A 17583-nucleotide genomic window follows, 5' to 3' on the forward strand; every position below is an offset into this window, starting at 1 on the left:
TTCGGGGGATTACCGTGGGGTTCATTGACCACTTACGAACTACGAAACAAGCGACCTAGCAAACCATAGACTTTTAGGTAAGGCTTACAAAATTCACAGATAACTGCCCAGAATGAAATAGAAAATCCGTTTTTAATAAACAGATCAACTAATATTGCTGGAAAGAGAATACACTGAAAAAAAACTCTAAAAAAATACCTAGTATAGGCAAAACAAGAAGGCCTAGACTCTACAAAAGACGCCCCTTCTTTAACTGATCTTTTAGAAATCCAACTAAATGTTTGCTTATGTAGTGGAACATAGTGATCAATTGATAGTTCAGGGGAATAACCTACAGAAATACCAAGCTCATCTCTCATCCATCTAATAAGATAAGTTTCCTCCCCATAGAAAACGTTAGTACCATTCATTCCAAGACTTGTTGAAAACATAGGAGAAGCTTCCAATAACTCTCTTAAAAATACAGAATTCCCACCACTTACCTCTTTACTTATTTCTTGAGAAAATCGATAACTAAGCCATTTAGTATTCGATCCATAAATATCAGGAAACCAAGGAACCTTACCATCCTTATACCAAGGGAAATATGGTCCACCAAAACACTGGAAATTATAGTACTTCGTAACATGAATAAATGCGTCTAACCATGTACTCCTTAATACAGCATCATCATCTATAAAGGCTATCCATTTACCTTTTGCTTCTGCAATACCCCTATTTCTAGCATAACTTAACCCTTGATTCTCTTCATATACATACGTTACATGTTCAAATTCATTTACTACATCAACAGTTGAATCATTAGAGTTATTATCTACAACTATTACTTCGTAACCCTGAGAATCGCCTATTTCATCGAAGATTGACGTCAAACATAATCTCAGAAAACTTGATCTATTGTAGGTACAAACAACGAAACTAAGAATCACCGGTAATCACCCTCGTTAAATTTTGAATAAGCAATTTTTCGTTTTTGAAATTTTCCTTTCTTTTGGTTGGCACAGATAAATTTCCAAGCTCTAACTTTTCGATCAGTTGGTTGGGATCACGAACTACACAACCCTCTAGCAATGCTGACAAATGTCTAATGGTGTCAACTTGGTGATCATTTCGATGCTCTTTATACCTAAACTCCCTTGGCATGATCAACAAAGGCTTTTCATATTCAATTGCGCTGAGTATTGTGCCCATCCCGGCATGAGATATAACAACTCGGGCTTTAGAGAATGCATTATAGTATGATTCTGAACTCATATTTTTTACAATTCGATAATCCTCAACATCTTTCAAATATAAAGAAGCACCAACTTGAAAAATATACTCTGAATTATTTCTCTTGCACCAGTCATATACTGGAGCAACAAGCCTATCAAATGAAAATTGAGTTCCAACTGTCAAAAAAACCATCTACAATATTGCTCCAATATAAATTGTACATCTATTATTTTTGCCGACATGCTCTAGATGTTTCCATTGCGTAAAATGATGAGTTGTAAAATACTTAGCCAACTTGCCAGACTTAGAAATACTTTCCGAGTTCGCGATACTATCAAGCCAGATGCGTTTTTTCACCCTAAGTAAATAAGCACTAATAATCATAATCAATCCTGGTGCAGCACCAGTTGTTATAATAACGTTAGGACGTTCCTTAATAAGTACTTTAAAAGAAAATAGAGCAGCCCCTAACGCTTTGATTTTATTATCTGCACTAAAATCATTGATAACATACAATTTATCTTCGATCATCAATGAAGCATCTGTCGTACAATACACAAACTCCACATTGTCAGTATTGGATTGGATAGCAGAAACAATATGAAAAAGCTGCTTCCAGTGACCGCCAAATGAGGCCACAGCTAACACAACATTTTTACCTTTATTCATTTGATCTAGACCTAAGAGAAAGCATTAAAAGAAGAAATGGAATTAGAAATTGATAAGTTATTAGTACATTGTCAAATATTGCATATAGAACGAATAGGGTTAAAAACAAGTAATACAATTTCCTATTTATGTAAGGCATACTTTTAGATCCTTTCAAAAAAGCCCATGATATAAATATAAATAGGACAAAGCCACCAATCAACCCATATTCATAAAAAAATCTAAGATACTCGTTATGTGGCACACCAAAATTTGTATACCCTAATTCTCGCACTTCAGTTGAAGTTCCAACACCGTAGCCAAAAAATGGTTTTTTTTTGGCAAGTTCAAAGTATGTATGCCAAGCTTCAAGTCGACCAGAAGTATTCACCTCTAAAACTGAACCATCACTCCCTATAGCTGTAGAGCGCATCATAACTCTCTCAACAATAAAAAAACTTCCCAACAAAATAAATGGGAAAGCCATTAATACTAAGGTAATAACCTTTCTATTTAAATAGAGACGAAAAACAAAGAAAACATAAAGACTGGCAATTGCAGCTAAGAGCATGGGGCCTCTCGTCAACGCCAAGCTTAGAAGCAATAAATTCAATATTATGAAAAAAAATGCATATTTAGCTTTTGAAATCCACAGAAACAATGAAGATAAAAAAGCAACGTATGCCAAAAAAGAAAAGTGGGCAGGTATATTAGCCCCTTGCAATCGACTAACTCCAGTATATTCCGCACGAAATACACTAGAAATTCCAAAAAGCTGAAATAGTAAACCAAAAAAAACAGAAACCAGTGGTAGCAGCGCTATCATGAATGGTATTTTTCGTTTTAGTTCAAATGAAGGAGAGTACGTCAAAAAAAACAACCAAGGCACACAAAGTCCAATATAAGCCGTTAAAGCCCTAAATAACCCCACATCGTTAAAGACGATAGATGCAATAAAAACCAATAAATATCCGATAAATACTGATATCTTAATTTTAATCTTGCCAGTTACAAAAATCAAAGTACATGCAAGTACAAGTATCAAGGCTCTATTTACTGTAGAACTAATAGCATCAAATTTGTAATCAAACGACACGGAAAGTGTCAAAAGAATACTACCAACAGTAAAGAACTCTATAAAAGCCCTATCAAATTTAAGTCTATTCACTGTTCGCCCTTACATTTAATGTTAGCCATGAAACGTTTTTTAACTCCCATTCAGTTTTAACTGCCACATTACCAAAATGACGACCAGTATTTCAATTGGCATTAAAATAACAAAGCTTGCTCTTATTTAACTTGAAGCATGGTGTCAACTATAATTTAACAATGAGCTATTTTTTGCCAGAATATCAAAATTACACATTACCTCTAGTGCGTCTTAATCTAACCCCAACAATGTTATATTTAATAACTTTCACGTTTTATCAACAAGCGTATGAGAGCACTGTAGAATTTCTTAAGGAATACAACGGAAAGACTAATATACAAACCATTTGCAAGATAATATATTTTTATCTTTACATCATTAGCTTCTATTGATGAAGCCAAAAAGCAACTAGCTTTTGCAAGACAAAATTTATTTCTAGACAATAAATTTTGAAATCTCAATAGAACTTTAATTCTTGCACTATGCATTTTCTCTACTTGACCAGATGTGTTACTACCATGAATCCGATAGTGAGAGACGACCTCATCAGAGGATAATAGATAGCAACCATTCAAAGTCAGTGCTAACCACATATACCAATCCTCAATTTCCAAATTAGAAGGCAACAGCCCCATTTCCACAACACTGCTTCTCTTTATGAATTGTGTACATGCTGGTAAATTGTGTTTGTGTAAAACAATATCATCAAAATAAACAAGAGACTTCTTAGCCAGTTTAATACCAATTGGGGTGTTATTGCGGTCTACCTTAATAGCACTACCGAAGACACCAACGCATTTTTCATCACGACTACGGATCAATTCAAATTGTGAGGTTATCTTTTGTGGTAATAATTTATCATCAGATGCAATCAGATTAATGTACTCGCCATTACACCATTCGAATGCTTCATTGAGGGTTTCACACAATCCTCTATTTTCCCTAACTCGCAACTCATATCTGATAAAACGATCTACGCACAAATTAGTAAGTTCTTTGATTTTTTTAACAGAATCATCCGTAGAACCATCATCTATTATTAACAACTCAATTTTCTCGTAAGTTTGTCCAATAATACTTAATATACACTCTTGGATATATTCTCCATGATTAAAGCTTGGGATAACAACACTTACTAAAGACATAAAACTCCTTCAGCTTAAATATCATTAATATTTAAGTTCTAGTTTCTAGTACGCCTGAAGCTTTCATAGGCACGAATAAAAATTGGATAGGCGCAGAAGATCTAGGCTTCAACCTCATGTATTGCGCAAAATAGGCCATATAGGTTAAATCGACAAAAGAAAAGTACTGATATAGATTCAAAACAACAAACCATAACATCAACCATACTTCATTAATAGCTACCACACATCTAAATCTAAATCTAAATCTAAATCTCACTATTGTTTCGATAATATTTTAAAATAATAGTAGATACTACTACCCAATAGCAAAAATAATTAACCGCATGTGCGATTGCAACGCCATCTAAACCTACAAAATTAGTAAAAATTACTGTAAAAACATAAAACATACCTGCGAAAATTATTTCCGAAAGGATGAACATTTTCATCATAGCTTTGCTAAGCATTAGATAGGATAGCACCCAGCTTCCAATCTTTAATGTGTCACCAAGCATCTGCATTGGAAACAATGAAGCCATAGGCAAAAATTCTGACGAAAATAGTATTCGGATAATATCGTAACGTAAGAGATAAATCATAAGACCGAGAACACTGACCGTAGGCAAAATAATTTTATAACCTTGTAATATTTCCCGCTTTATATCACTGGGGTCTATTAACTCAGACAGCCTAGGCAGGTAATATACACTGAGCGTAGTGGTAATTAGTATCAGATACGCTGTACTTAGCCGCCACATCGCTTCCCAGTATCCTGCGGCACTCCAGCCAAAGGACTCCCCGATATGATTTCTAACCAATATATGACTAATAGGTACACAAACTGCGCTGGTTAGTGCCATCGCCGTGTACTTAGCGAGGTTTTTGGCAGCTATTCTATCAACCCTTCCTAAGAGGTAAGAAAGTTTGAACCATGGTGCTTTATAGACTAGCACTAAAGTTACGAAGAAAGTTAATGATTGGTAAATAGCCAAAGCAACTAATGCACCATAAAGACCATAGCTAATTGCCAGTACACTTGTTACTGATAGTGAAAAAATACTCCCTGCGATATTCGCTGAGACGTACAGCTTTATTTCTTTTTTACCATTTAGGACAGCCATTAGTAAAGTATTAAAAACAAAGAATACTAATGTTCCAGAAAACCAAACAAACACACTACCCAATGACTCGTCTTGTAAAAACCAACCAGCTAAAGTTTCATTTAAGATGCTTACGAGTACGGCAGTGATAAACGTCCCAATCATTGCTATCGTACCAGCCGTGCGCCAAACGGTGTGTTGACGCGCTTCATCGTCAAAGTATTCCGCAGTGTATTTTGTAACACCTGTGTTCAAAGCACCACTGGCGAAGGTGGTAATCATTTGTACAGCATTCTGGAATTGACCCAGTGCGGCATATCCCGAAGGACCTACATAGATAGCAAGTATCTTGTTAATGCCCAATAAGGTAAGCATTTTGATGACAACAGCAATTCCATTTAAAAGACTTGTTTTTATTAAAGTCATTTCAAATGCCTGTAAAGTCATTACAGGCATCTATAACCTGTTCTACCTGCTCATTATCCATCACGGGGCTAATTGGTAAACTTATAACTTGTTCATGTATCGCTTCAGTTATTGGATAACTATGCCTGTTCCAAGAAGCGTAGGCATTTTGCTGGTGCGGTGGTATCGGATAGTGAATCATGGTTTGTACATTAGACGTAAGCAGATGCTGTTGCAATATATCACGATCACTACTTCTAACTACGTACAAATGAAAGGCGTGATTTTCTAAACTTGTTATATTAGCATCAATTTTAATGGGCTGCTTCACAGATCGATTCTTAATACCCTTGGCATAAGCTAATGCAATTTCCCTACGACGAAGTGTCTCTGCATCAAGGTACCTAAGTTTAACTCGCAGTAACGCTGCTTGTACTTCATCTAGTCTACTATTCACGCCTTGATAAATATTCTCATATTTTTTATGACTGCCATAGTTAGCCAACGCACGAATAGTTTGCGTTAGCTCTTCATCATTTGTAGTTATAGCACCGGCATCGCCTAGTGCGCCAAGGTTCTTACCCGGATAAAAGCTAAAACCAGAGGCATGGCCCCAATTACCTGCCCTTCTACCGTTTATCTCCGCTCCGTGTGCTTGAGCAGAATCTTCTAATACAAGTAAGTTATTAGCCTCAGCCAGTTCCATTATTTCTGGCATTGGCGCTAACTGCCCATAAAGGTGCACCGCTAATATAGCTTTAGTTTTATGTGTGATTGCAGCAGCCGTTCTCATTGGGCATAAATTGTAAGTATCTTCATCTGGTTCTACGAGGACTGGTGTTAACCTATTCTCAGTGATTGCTAGAATGCTTGCTATATATGTGTTAGCAGGTACAATTATTTGATCGCCTTCATGCAACTTCCCCAATTCCTTCCATGCACGTAACGTTAACGTCAGGGCATCTAAACCGTTCGCAACTCCAACGCAATGAGTGGTACCACACCAGTTAGAGAACTCCTGCTCAAATAACTCTACTTCTTTACCTTTAATGTACCAGCCAGAATCTACAACTCGGGTAGCAGCCTCAATCAATTCTTGTCGATACTGAAGATTAATTTTCTTCAAATCCAGGAAAGGGATCATGATATCTTTCCTCTTAATCGTTCCTTTACACCATCAACGCTTTCTTTGTAAATCTCGAAGTAGTAGTTATCTTCATCTTCACCAGTTTCAATCGCGCCCATTTGTTTATGAAATTTTATAACCTTATCGTTTCCTTTCATAACATCAAAGTGAGACTTCTTAAAACCAAGATTCTGAAACCCAAAGTCATATACAAGAAGCGCACTTTCAATTGCCGAAAAGCGTGTTTTATTTTCATTCAATATCCAACTGCCCCAACAAAATGAATCATCCTTTAAATCGTAAACTCTAACAGTACCGCATGGACTCCCGTCTAAGCGTTCAATTATAAAGTAATACTGATTACCTACAGATTCGTCTTCTTTGTATTTTTTTATCCAGCTCTTTTGTGACTCCACATCGGCCATCACTTTTGAGAGAAACTGATTATACCTTTCATCTAGCCGTAAACTTAATATAAATGGTGCATCGCTTTCTTCTACCAAGCGCAACCTAATTGTTTTTGATTCAAGCTTCATATGGAAGACCTTTCAGTTTCGAGAATACTTTATAATCACGTATATAGTCCGACTCGCAATAATGCTCACTGGCTAATACTAAAAGCACACAATCAGAGCTAAATTCATGCATTTCTCGCCAAATCATGTCATCAATATATAGCCCTCTTGTAGGAGAATTTAGCCATACCTCTTGTTTTTCGATCCCATTATCTAGCAACATCTTGCACTGCCCGGTTATACATATTGCGATTTGTTTCAAAGCTTTGTGGGCATGAAAACCACGAGAAACATCAGAACGAGTTCCGAAGATATAATAGACGCGCTTGATATCAAAAGGTATTGTCTTGCTTCCTTCTAGTGCAACTAAAGAGCCTCTATCATCTCCCAAGGAGGGGAAATCAAACCATCGTACCAGTTCAACATTTTCAATTTTCATCGATCAACTCCTGCAGATAGCGCCCATAGCTGCCTTTCTTGATTTCGCTTGCTTGGACCAGCATTTGCTGCTTACTTAACCAACCATTGTTATAGGCAATCTCCTCCAAGCATGCAATTTTGTACCCCTGTCGCTTTTCTATAGTTTCTACAAACTGGGCAGCTTCTAACAAGCTTTCATGGGTACCTGTATCTAACCATGCGAAACCCCGCCCTAATAGTTCTACGTTTAGTTCGTTAGCTTCCAGGTAAGCTTTATTGACGTCTGTTATTTCCAATTCACCCCGCTGAGAAGGCGCTATAGCCTTTGCAATTTCAATCACGCGGTTGTCATAAAAATATAGTCCAGTAACGGCAAAATGTGACTTTGGGTTTTTTGGCTTTTCTTCAATGGAGATAGCTTTACGTTTATTATCAAATGCCACGACCCCAAAGCGCTCTGGGTCCTTCACCTGGTAACCAAACACTGTGGCGCCTTGCCCCTGCTCTGTACGTTCTACAGTTTCCCTTAATTTGGGGGTGAAACCTTGACCATAGAAAATATTATCCCCAAGCACCAAGCATACACTGCTATTACCTATGAAATCTTCACCAATGATAAATGCTTGAGCTAAACCATCTGGGTTGGGTTGCTGAGCATAGCTAAGATTTATGCCAAACTGATCACCACTACCCAGTGCTCTTTTGAAATTAACTTCGTCCTCAGGGGTCGTTATGATAAGAATGTCTTGGATGCCTGCCAACATCAGCACTGATAGAGGGTAATAGATCATAGGCTTATCGTATACAGGCAGGAGCTGTTTGGAAGTACCCAGTGTTATTGGATATAGCCGGGTGCCGGAACCCCCAGCGAGGATGATGCCTTTCATGCACTTACTCCCATGCGTGCTCGTTGATAGCTTCCGTCTTCCACTCGCTTACACCATTCAAGGTTGTGGAAATACCACTGTACTGTCTTTCGTATTCCTGTTTCGAAGGATTCCTCAGGAACCCAGCCAAGTTCTTTCTGGATTTTACTAGCATCTATTGCATAGCGCATGTCGTGGCCAGGTCTGTCCTTTACGTTGGTAATCAAGTTTTGATAACCGCTTTCCTTGGGCCGCAGCTCCTGGAGAATATCGCAGATAGTGTGAACCACCTCAATGTTCTGCTTTTCGTTGTGTCCGCCAATGTTATAGGTTTCACCGGGCTTACCCTTGGTAACGACTCTGTAAAGTGCCCGAGCGTGGTCTTCCACATAAAGCCAATCGCGGACCTGGTCACCTTTGCCGTACACCGGGAGAGGTTTATCTTCCAGGGCGTTAAGAATCATTAAAGGGATAAGCTTTTCCGGGAAGTGATAAGGGCCGTAGTTATTAGAGCAATTGGTGACTAATGTAGGCAACCCGTAGGTGCGCTGCCAGGCCCGAACAAGATGGTCGGAGCTAGCCTTGCTTGCTGAATATGGACTGCTAGGCGCATAAGCCGTTTGTTCGGTAAAAAGGTGTTCTTCCCAGTCTGGCGCCTCGCTCGGGTGCGGGAGGTCACCATACACTTCGTCTGTACTAACATGGTGAAATCGGAAGTTTGCTTTAAGTTGAGCTTCCAGGTTCTGCCAGTACTGGCGGGCTGCTTCTAGCAACGTATAGGTGCCTACGATGTTGGTTTCAATGAACTCTGCCGGGCCGTCGATCGAGCGGTCTACATGGCTCTCTGCTGCCAGATGCATAATCGCATCAGGCTTATGCTCCTGAAGTACCCGATCTAATTCATCCCGGTTACAGATATCCACTTGCTCGAAGGCGTATCGCTTAGAAGTACTGACGTCTTTTAAGTTTTCAAGATTGCCAGCGTAAGTCAGTTTGTCGAGGTTAACCACGCTGTCTTGTGTGTTCTGTATAATGTGACGAACCACCGCAGATCCAATGAAACCTGCTCCACCGGTAATCAAAATTTTCATAGTATTTTAAGCTCTTTCCTTTGACTTTCAGTTACTTCATTTTGTAGCTGTTCAATGGCATATTGTATATCTTCGTATTCTTGCAGTTTACGCTTTAAAAACCGCAATGTTACCGACCCTTTTTCTTCTAAACCTTTTGGGGTAAGAATGTAGGCGTAGGCTCTTTTGTTTGAGCTATTTTTGAAGTTTCCCGCTTTTATCCAGCCTTTATCCAGCAAAGCTTTCACGCAATAGTTCACCTTCCCAAGGCTCAAGCCCAGTTCTTTGGCAATTTGGCGCTGTGTTAGCTCTGGGTTTCGCTCGATGGTGCGAAGTAACTGATAACGAAGTTCATCGGAAAGCATAGTAGGCACGCTGGCTAATGGGCATTAACGGATGTTGGTGAGCTGTGAGCTGTGAGCTGTGAGCTGTGAGCTGTGAGCTGTGAGCTGTGAGCTGTGAGCTGTGAGCAAAAATCGTAAATTCGGTATGTATTGGTGCAAGTCTTTTTGGCCGATTTGCCAGGAATTCTCTTGAATCGAATATTTCGAAGGCTCTGGAATGGGGTTTTGCGAGGTGCTGAAAATCGATTAGATTCGCTACCGCCCGGCCGGTTACAGGGCACACCAAGGGGTTGTTCAGTTGTTGAACGCGAATTGTAGGGGGTTGCGGTTGGGGGGTCAAGGGAACTGGTTTGCGTTTTGTTGTTGGTTTGTATTGGGGTTGTAGGGAAGTTGTGAGCTGATAGCTGAGAGCTATTAGCTTAGAGTTAATGATAAATCCAAGCTATCCTGCTTTTCACACATCGCTCGTAGTTCGCTGCTCAAAGCTCTCAGCTTTCTTTCACTCGCAGCTCGAAGCTCGTTGCTGCCCTACCCCGGCACCCATATTTTTGTGTTTGGGAGTTTATTGGCCAGGTGAGCCTGGAATTGTTGCTTCACCCTTGCGTCTCCGTGGACGAGGCGGATTTCTGTTGGGGCGGTGGGTATGTCGGCGCAGAAGTTGGTTAAGCCGGTGCGGTCTGCGTGGGCAGAGAAGCCGCTTAGGCGGTGTACCTGGGCGTTCATTTGGGTTGGTTGGTTGTTTACTCGTACGGTGTCGCCGGGGTGGGCGCTTTGTATGGCGGCGCCCAGGGTGCCTTTGGCTTGGTAGCCTACGAAGAAGACGTCGGTTTCCGGCAGGGGCAGCATGGCTTCCAGGTAGTTCATGATGCGGCCGCCCTGGCACATGCCGCTGGCGGCGAGCACTACGGCAGGTTGGCGGGTGTGGGTTAGGCGTTTCACCATGGCCAGGTGGTCTTTGTGGTGCTCCAGGGTTATTAACTGGTCGAACGCCAGCGGCAAGCGCCCTGCTTCGCGTTGGGTTTGCAGGGGTTCGCGCCAGTGGTTTACCAGGTGGCGGTAGGCCTGGGTCATTCGTAAGGCTAGGGGTGAATCGAGAATAATCGGTAAGGCACTTCCGATGCCGTCGGGGTGGATTAAATTGTTCTCGTGCAGTAGGTCTTCTATGAAGGCGAGGATTTCCTGGGTGCGGCCCAGGCTGAAGGCGGGTATCAGCACGGTGCCGCCGTCAGCCAGGGCGCGTTTCAGGCTGTTGCCCAGTTGGGTTTTGCGTTCGGCGCGGGCTTCGTGGTCGCGGTTGCCGTAGGTGCTTTCCAGCACCAGGATGTCGGCGCGTTCGGGGGCCTGGGGTGGGTCTACGAACACGGCGCCGGATGCTCCGAGGTCGCCGCTGAATACGGTGCGGTGGCCGTGGGTTTCCAGTTCAACGTAGGCAGAGCCCATAATGTGGCCGGCGGGCTGGAAGCGCAGCTCGGTTGCAGCGCCGGGCAGGGGCTGCCATTGGTGGTAGGGCACGGGCTGCTGTTGGCTCAGAATGCGCGCCAGGGCTTTCTCTACCAGGTCGGCATCGTCGGGTATATGTATGCCGAGGGCATCTTCGAGCACCAGGGGTAACAAGGCAGCCGTGGGTTCGGTGCAGTAAATGGGGCCCCGGAAACCGGCAGCAATGAGCCAGGGTATGCGGCCCACGTGGTCTATGTGGCAATGGGTGACGATGAGGGCGCTTACCTCGGGCACGGCGAAGTCGAAGGCATGCAGCGGCCGGTTGGATTCAGCGCCCTGGAAGAGGCCGCAGTCTATTAAGGCGTTGGTGTGTTTAGTTTGGTATTGGTGGCAGGAGCCGGTTACGCCGGTTACTGCGCCGTGGTGGGTGATCTGGGGGGTTGCATCCGTGGGCATGGGGGTCCTTTTTTTAGCTGCGAGCTTTTAGCTGCGAGCTGTTAGTTTTAAAGACAGCTGTTAGCTTCGAGCTATTAGTTAAAAGACAGCTGTTAGCTTCGAACTATTAGCTGTGAGCTAAAGATAAACTGATGCTATACAGTCTTTTACTCATAGCTCGCAGCTCTCAGCTCGAAGCTTTCAGTTGATGGCTTTGTCTAAACCTTTAATCATGGCTGATATTTCGTTGGTTTCGTTTAACCAGTGTTCGCTGGTTTTTGGGTCTATGTACTGGATTTTGGCGCCTATGTGGATTTGGGTGCGTAGTTCTGCGCAGGAGCTGTAGGCGTAGCCCAGGAACTTGTGCTTGTCTGGGTTTGTCGTCCGGGTCATGCCCTCGGCTATGTTGCATGGGATTGAGAGGCCAGATCTTGTGATTTGGTCTTTGAAACCGAAGTCGCTTAACTTTTTGAAATAGAGGTATAAATTGGCAGACAGTGTGGCGGATCGTTTCCATACGGTTAGGTTTTCGAAGTTCATGGGGTTCCTTAAATGATAGCTGCGAGCCTTGAGCTGTGAGCTTTTAGTTTAAAATGGAGTTGCGAGGTTTGAGCTTGTAGTTTATTGCTCACAGATCTCTTCTTGCAGCTACCATCTCACTTTTCTAATAATTCTCTTTTCTCCAGGTCGGTCAGAATGGCGTTAGCGCAGCGGATTAAGGCTGGCTGGTATGAATGGGCAGCTTCAAGTGCATTAGCCAGTATTTCTGGAACCTCGATATACTCATGCACCATTTGATTTCGAAGTTGGCGGATCATCAGCCATTGATCGGCAGACTCCAGCACGCCGAGCCGCTCGGCTTTGTCGAGGTTATCTATAGCAGCACGCGGTTGTTCGCCCAAGGCTGTTAGCCAGCTGGGCAGTAATTTGTCGCCGACGGTATCCTGTAGACGGCAAAAACGGCTGGTATAGGCTTCCACCCGCTCGGCAAAGGCTTCATCAGTCGCCATACTGCGAACTTTGTCGATAGTAATGGGTTTGGCAAAGGCTCGTTGCTCCGAGTAGTTTAAATGCTGTATCTCTTTTCTGACTACCCGGCCCAGGAATCTCAAGCGCTGCCGAAGGGCCTCAAAGGATGAGTTGCTCACAGCAAGGCCCCCTGCTCTCTGGCTATCCGATGGATAGGCTGTTCAGGCAGATTGGGGGCACTCAGAACAACATCGATCTTGCGGCCATTTAAGGCCCGCATTACGGCAACACTGACGGATGCCGCTGTTTCAGCAGGGTTAGTGAGTGGGTAATTCAACTCAACCAGTAAGTCGACATCCCCTCCCCGTGCGTTGTCATCCAACCGGGAACCGAATAACAGTACTCTCGCATCAGAACCTAGTTGCTCTGCTACGATGCGGTGGATTGCCTGTTTTTGGAAAGGTGTTAGGCGCATTGAGCTGTGTCTTTTGAAGTTTAATCCGAGTTTAGCAGGAAGGAGGGGTTTAGTTTAGGGACGCGAGACGATAATGGGTTCTGTTAGCTGCGAGCTGTTAGCTGTTAGTTGTTAGCTGTTATCTCGTAACTCATAGCTCGTAGCTCGTAGCTCGTAACTCGTAGCTATCCTTCTTTGCGAAGCCAATCACATGGTTTCCTTTTGCCGCTGGAACTCTGTGCCCACGCCGTTAAAGTCCCGCGTTATTCGTAAAAACCGTTGGCCCCAGGGATGTGGGGAAAGGGATAAATAATGAACAGCCATTTTGAATCAGGGCAAGATTCGGCGTTTGATGAGGGGTTTGACTCCCTCTTCAGGGAAGATGCCTTCTTTGCCGGTGCCAAGCCAACCGAAAGCCTTCAGCCAGAAGCCCCGCTTCAATCTAAACCCGGTGGCTGCCACGCCATTCGCTGGTATGAACTGCCCCACCCCGTTCGGCATTTTCTGCAGCGGCCAGAGCATCGCCGGTTTTGCTGGCAGGCTTCGGCGCAAACGGCGCGCGCCTGGCAGCAGGCTTCGCCAAACGAGCATCGGCTGTTCATTGCTTGGGATGGCGTTCGGGCCGAGCCTGTAACCCAGTACCGCCAGGGGTTGCACAGCCATCGGTCGGTGTATGCGTTCCGAACAGATTTGCCGGCCCAAAGCACGGCGGTTGGTTCGGGCAGTGGCACGGCTGATAAATCTGCCTCCCTGCCCTCACGTTTTGGCGGCGGCGCTGCGGTTGAAGGGGGTGTTGAACACAATGCCACGGTGCGCATCGTTCAGCCTGAACCCGGCGACGAACTGCGCCTGGAACAGCGCCCCATTCGACAAACCCGCGAACGTTACCGCCTGGCGGCCGATGAAAGCTGGTGGGACCTGGCGTTTGAACTCTATGGTGTGCCCCACGCCACGCCGCTGGCCAACCTGAACCACCCGGATTACACCCTAAGCCAGCCACCCGAGCCCGGGCAGGAGCTCTGGGTACCGGGAACGCCGGTGCTGGCCGTTGCCGGTACTGGAAGCTACGGCCGTGCCGTGCGGGTGCAATGGCAAGGGCCCACCCAGGGCGAACAATCGGTGCCGTTGAATCGCGACCAGGCCGATGTCGACTGGTCTTTAGATATACCGGTGGCGGCCGGGGAGTATCAGTTGCACGCCAGCAACCGGGATGCAGAACACCCGCTCACTGTTACGGTATTACCGCCCGATCCGGTGCCACTGGCGCTGGAAGTGGCCTATCTGCCGGAAAGCGATGCCCTGTTGGTCATACCAGATCTACTGGCCGAGGTAATAGACCAGGACCACCAGGCGCTCACCTCCGCCATCACCGCCCTGAACGCGGCGCAGCAAAACCAGGCTTCTCAGCCTGCTATGAATAGCTCAACAAGTAGCAACGGTTCAGACAACCCGGTAACAACCGCTAAAAACAACGTAATGGCCGCACTTGGCCCGGCACTGGATAGCCCCCAGGGCAATGGCCCCCAGCACAGCAATCAGATTGCCGGGCTGACCGAACTGCTTGGCTACCGCGGCCGCAAATTTACCTATGTGCGCAGTGATTTAATTCGTAACCACATTCGTCGTTATTCGCTCGCTACCGATGTTCGCAACGCCCGGCGCTACACCAACGAAGCCGGCCAGTTCGATGCCGATAAAGCCGCCCGATCACTGGCGGAAGACTTCAGCCGCGGGAAACTGAAAACCCGTGCCACCCTGGACCTGGGCGCCTTTGACCACAGCCTGACAGACTGGGCGGCCGACTGGAACGCAACCACTGGCGAACAGCACGACTGGCTCAGCGCCAGTGAACACTATTCCGCCACCACCGAAGCGGCCATGTTGCGTTTCTTTGCGGGTGCCTCCGCCAGCGCCACGTTCAGTAAAACCGCCATTGGCCTTTCTGCCGATGCACAAATGAGTGTGGCGTTGTTTAAAGGTAAGGCGACGGCGAGCTGTCATTTCCCCAGCAAGGAAGGCTGGCCCATGCTGCTGGACCTACCCACCAAAGATGGCGGCACCCAACTGCTAGATTTCGGCGCCATTCGGGCCACCATGACCATCTACCTGATGGGCTTCGCCGGGGCCAAGGTGCTGCTATCGGGCAACATTGATATCAGCATGGACGGTGGGCAGCCAGAAATTCGCGGGCTAAGCAGCAACGAAGCCACTCAGAAACAACAAAACGACCCGCACTTCGTGCCCACCGATGTGCAATTGAATGCGTTTACCGGGGTTTCTGGCGGCTGTGGCGTGAACGGCTCCATTGAATGGGATAACCCGGAAGCGCGGACTAACGATGAGCCGGCGTTTCGGGCGTTGGCTGAGCTGGGGGGTGAGTTTCAGGCTCGTGCGGGTGCGGGGGCCACGCTTGGTCTCTTTATTGGCTATGACGACGGCAAGTTTATGTTCAGGGCGAAGGCTGGTGCCGCACTCGGTATTGGGGCTAGCGGTGAGATGGTGGCTTCAGTCGGTATTAATGCGTTGATCGACTTTGTGCAGTTTGTATATCACCAGTTGATGAAATTTGATTTTGGGAGATTGGAGATTATGGATAGTGAAGCATTCAAAGTTCTCCACAAAGTAATATCAGGAGTATTTTCAATCGGCATCACCTTTGTGGAGGGACTCAGTGGAACAGTTGAGGCAATTGATCAATGGTGGACAGCGTTACAACTTCCATTTGAAGAAAATAGGTATGCTCACCAGTTGGCCGAAAATATACTTAATGATGATCAGGGGTTGCTACAGTTCTCTCCGCCCGAGTCAAAAGCAACCATGCTGAGAACACTTTGCGCCACAAAAACGGCAATATTTCATTTAGGCAGTTGGGGTCTTGATGGGCATAATGAAACTCGAGAGGAAGCCATAGTCAAGATACTCCGGACAATTACATGTAAACGGGAGTACACGGAAATTACCGAACGCATGGGACCTGAAGGCCCGTTACATCCAGACCAAACAGGATGGACCTCCTGGGATGGTTTCGACATTATCATTGGCTCACTAGACGGTGTTGAAGCGCGCTTTTTCAGTGACTGGCGAGACAACCTACCTGAACGAGCTCTAGAAAATAGCAGAGCCCGAGATGCTGCTCTAGCGGCATTAGGAAATTATGATTTTACTAAGTATGTTTAGTCGATCGTTTGGTCGAAAAACCACTAAAGGAACTGGTGAGCTTCGAGATTTAAAAATGTTTTTAATTGGCGTTCAGTACACACCTGAACCCAACTATTCTAAACTCGGTCTCCACGTCCGGCTGAGTGAATCTGATGATAATATTGCTTGCAGTAAATGTTTCAGCAAAAACACCGCCCCTCGTCACTTTCTCAGTGCCACTTTCCGGCCCGGGCGGATTATGCCTAGGCATGAATTCATAGTAGTTTTCATCGTACCAGTCATTAACCCACTCTTTCATATTCCCAGACATGTCATAAAGGCCAAGTGGGTTCGGTGGGAACGTGCCAGATGGTAATGGGTGGTTTGCATCATTTTCATAATTTTCCCCAGGCCGAATGGTGCCATCATCAGTCGCGTAGATGACATCCAAGCCTCGACTACGCGCCGCATATTCCCATTGCGCTTCTGTCGGCAAATCAAAGGGTTCACCGGTAATCTCCGCCAGCCATAAACAGTAATTCTTGGCACCCTTCCAGCTTGTGCCTGCCGGGTATTCGGGTTTGCGCCATTCCTGGCCTACGGCCCAATCTTCATCCAGCGTTCCGGGCAGGCCATTGGCCGCGGTGTAGATATCAAAATCTCCATAGCTAACCTCATAGGCGCCAATTGAGTAGCTATCGAGCGATACTTTAACGGCCGGTTTGTTGTCATCACCCCAGGTCGAATACAGCCCGTCGTGCATGATGTCGCCCATCAGGAACTCGCCGCCTTCGACGAATACCATCTGTTCATAGGTACGGTCGATCAGCGCATCAATATCGGCCTGGGTGACCTTGAGGCGTGGCAGGTGCTTGGAAGGGTTGAGGTTCAGGCCGTACAGGGTGGCACCGCCCGCGCTGATTGTGACAATAGCGATGGCGAGCCAGGAACGCGCTTGCATTGAGTGATCCTTACTCGGGTGACTGGTTTGTACAGTGTATCAAGCTTCGGTGTGCGAGTTTTTGGTTGGAGTCACAGATTTGGGACGAGCTGTGAGCTGTGAGCTGTGAGCTGCGAGCTGCGAGCTTTTAGCTGTTAGCTGTTAGTTGTTAGCTGTTAGCTCACCGCTCGCAGCTCATACCTGATGTGTTAACATTTGCA

The 17583-nt window shown here is 45.3% G+C and carries 18 protein-coding genes; 1 reads left to right on the forward strand and 17 read right to left on the reverse strand.

The window, feature by feature from the left end:
* Positions 1-32 precede the first annotated feature (32 nt).
* From EP166_RS04380 to EP166_RS04455, 16 genes are all read right to left on the reverse strand, one after another.
* Positions 33-929, reverse strand: coding sequence for a glycosyltransferase (locus EP166_RS04380; protein ID WP_127555563.1), 897 nt, complete (start codon positions 927-929; stop codon positions 33-35).
* Positions 919-1407: a glycosyltransferase gene (locus tag EP166_RS04385; RefSeq protein ID WP_127555564.1), complete on the reverse strand. Its 489-nt coding sequence runs from the start codon at positions 1405-1407 to the stop codon at positions 919-921. Before EP166_RS04385 ends, EP166_RS04380 begins: the two co-directional genes overlap by 11 nt.
* Positions 1408-1884 (reverse strand): glycosyltransferase family protein, encoded by a 477-nt coding sequence (locus tag EP166_RS04390; protein WP_127555565.1) that lies wholly within the window; start codon positions 1882-1884, stop codon positions 1408-1410.
* Entirely contained in the window at positions 1877-3031 is a 1155-nt protein-coding gene (locus tag EP166_RS04395) for an O-antigen ligase family protein (RefSeq protein WP_127555566.1), read from the reverse strand. Before EP166_RS04395 ends, EP166_RS04390 begins: the two co-directional genes overlap by 8 nt.
* Before the next feature lie 239 nt (positions 3032-3270).
* Positions 3271-4158 (reverse strand): glycosyltransferase family 2 protein, encoded by an 888-nt coding sequence (locus EP166_RS04400; protein ID WP_127555567.1) that lies wholly within the window; start codon positions 4156-4158, stop codon positions 3271-3273.
* Between the two features lie 248 nt (positions 4159-4406).
* Positions 4407-5687 carry an O-antigen translocase gene (locus EP166_RS04405; RefSeq protein ID WP_246026214.1) on the reverse strand — a complete coding sequence of 427 codons (1281 nt, stop codon included), beginning with the start codon at positions 5685-5687 and terminating at the stop codon, positions 4407-4409.
* Positions 5668-6789 carry a DegT/DnrJ/EryC1/StrS family aminotransferase gene (locus EP166_RS04410; protein WP_127555568.1) on the reverse strand — a complete coding sequence of 374 codons (1122 nt, stop codon included), beginning with the start codon at positions 6787-6789 and terminating at the stop codon, positions 5668-5670. Before EP166_RS04410 ends, EP166_RS04405 begins: the two co-directional genes overlap by 20 nt.
* On the reverse strand, positions 6786-7307 hold the full coding sequence (locus tag EP166_RS04415; protein WP_127555569.1) for a GNAT family N-acetyltransferase: 522 nt from the start codon (positions 7305-7307) through the stop codon (positions 6786-6788). Before EP166_RS04415 ends, EP166_RS04410 begins: the two co-directional genes overlap by 4 nt.
* Complete coding sequence (locus tag EP166_RS04420) at positions 7297-7725, reverse strand: sugar 3,4-ketoisomerase (protein WP_127555570.1); 429 nt, start codon at positions 7723-7725, stop codon at positions 7297-7299. The genes EP166_RS04415 and EP166_RS04420 overlap by 11 nt, the downstream gene beginning before the upstream one ends.
* Positions 7715-8593, reverse strand: coding sequence for a glucose-1-phosphate thymidylyltransferase RfbA (gene rfbA / locus EP166_RS04425; RefSeq protein ID WP_127555571.1), 879 nt, complete (start codon positions 8591-8593; stop codon positions 7715-7717). The genes EP166_RS04420 and rfbA overlap by 11 nt, the downstream gene beginning before the upstream one ends.
* On the reverse strand, positions 8590-9663 hold the full coding sequence (gene rfbB, locus EP166_RS04430) for a dTDP-glucose 4,6-dehydratase (RefSeq protein WP_127555572.1): 1074 nt from the start codon (positions 9661-9663) through the stop codon (positions 8590-8592). The genes rfbA and rfbB overlap by 4 nt, the downstream gene beginning before the upstream one ends.
* Positions 9660-10007: a MarR family EPS-associated transcriptional regulator gene (locus tag EP166_RS04435; RefSeq protein WP_127555573.1), complete on the reverse strand. Its 348-nt coding sequence runs from the start codon at positions 10005-10007 to the stop codon at positions 9660-9662. The genes rfbB and EP166_RS04435 overlap by 4 nt, the downstream gene beginning before the upstream one ends.
* Before the next feature lie 507 nt (positions 10008-10514).
* Complete coding sequence (locus EP166_RS04440) at positions 10515-11882, reverse strand: MBL fold metallo-hydrolase (protein WP_127555574.1); 1368 nt, start codon at positions 11880-11882, stop codon at positions 10515-10517.
* A 180-nt stretch (positions 11883-12062) separates the two neighbouring features.
* Positions 12063-12401 carry a four helix bundle protein gene (locus tag EP166_RS04445; protein WP_127555575.1) on the reverse strand — a complete coding sequence of 113 codons (339 nt, stop codon included), beginning with the start codon at positions 12399-12401 and terminating at the stop codon, positions 12063-12065.
* 116 nt (positions 12402-12517) lie between these two features.
* On the reverse strand, positions 12518-13009 hold the full coding sequence (locus EP166_RS04450) for a hypothetical protein (protein ID WP_127555576.1): 492 nt from the start codon (positions 13007-13009) through the stop codon (positions 12518-12520).
* Complete coding sequence (locus EP166_RS04455; RefSeq protein ID WP_127555577.1) at positions 13006-13305, reverse strand: nucleotidyltransferase domain-containing protein; 300 nt, start codon at positions 13303-13305, stop codon at positions 13006-13008. Before EP166_RS04455 ends, EP166_RS04450 begins: the two co-directional genes overlap by 4 nt.
* Before the next feature lie 291 nt (positions 13306-13596).
* On the opposite strand from EP166_RS04455, the gene EP166_RS04460 reads away from it, so the two are divergent.
* Positions 13597-16461, forward strand: coding sequence for a hypothetical protein (locus tag EP166_RS04460; RefSeq protein ID WP_127555578.1), 2865 nt, complete (start codon positions 13597-13599; stop codon positions 16459-16461).
* A 61-nt stretch (positions 16462-16522) separates the two neighbouring features.
* Here EP166_RS04460 and EP166_RS04465 read toward each other — a convergent pair whose 3' ends face one another.
* Positions 16523-17383, reverse strand: coding sequence for a formylglycine-generating enzyme family protein (locus tag EP166_RS04465; RefSeq protein ID WP_127555579.1), 861 nt, complete (start codon positions 17381-17383; stop codon positions 16523-16525).
* Positions 17384-17583: the final 200 nt, after the last annotated feature.

This window comes from Saccharospirillum alexandrii (assembly GCF_004000275.1).
Classification (GTDB): Bacteria; Pseudomonadota; Gammaproteobacteria; order Pseudomonadales; family Natronospirillaceae; genus Saccharospirillum; species Saccharospirillum alexandrii.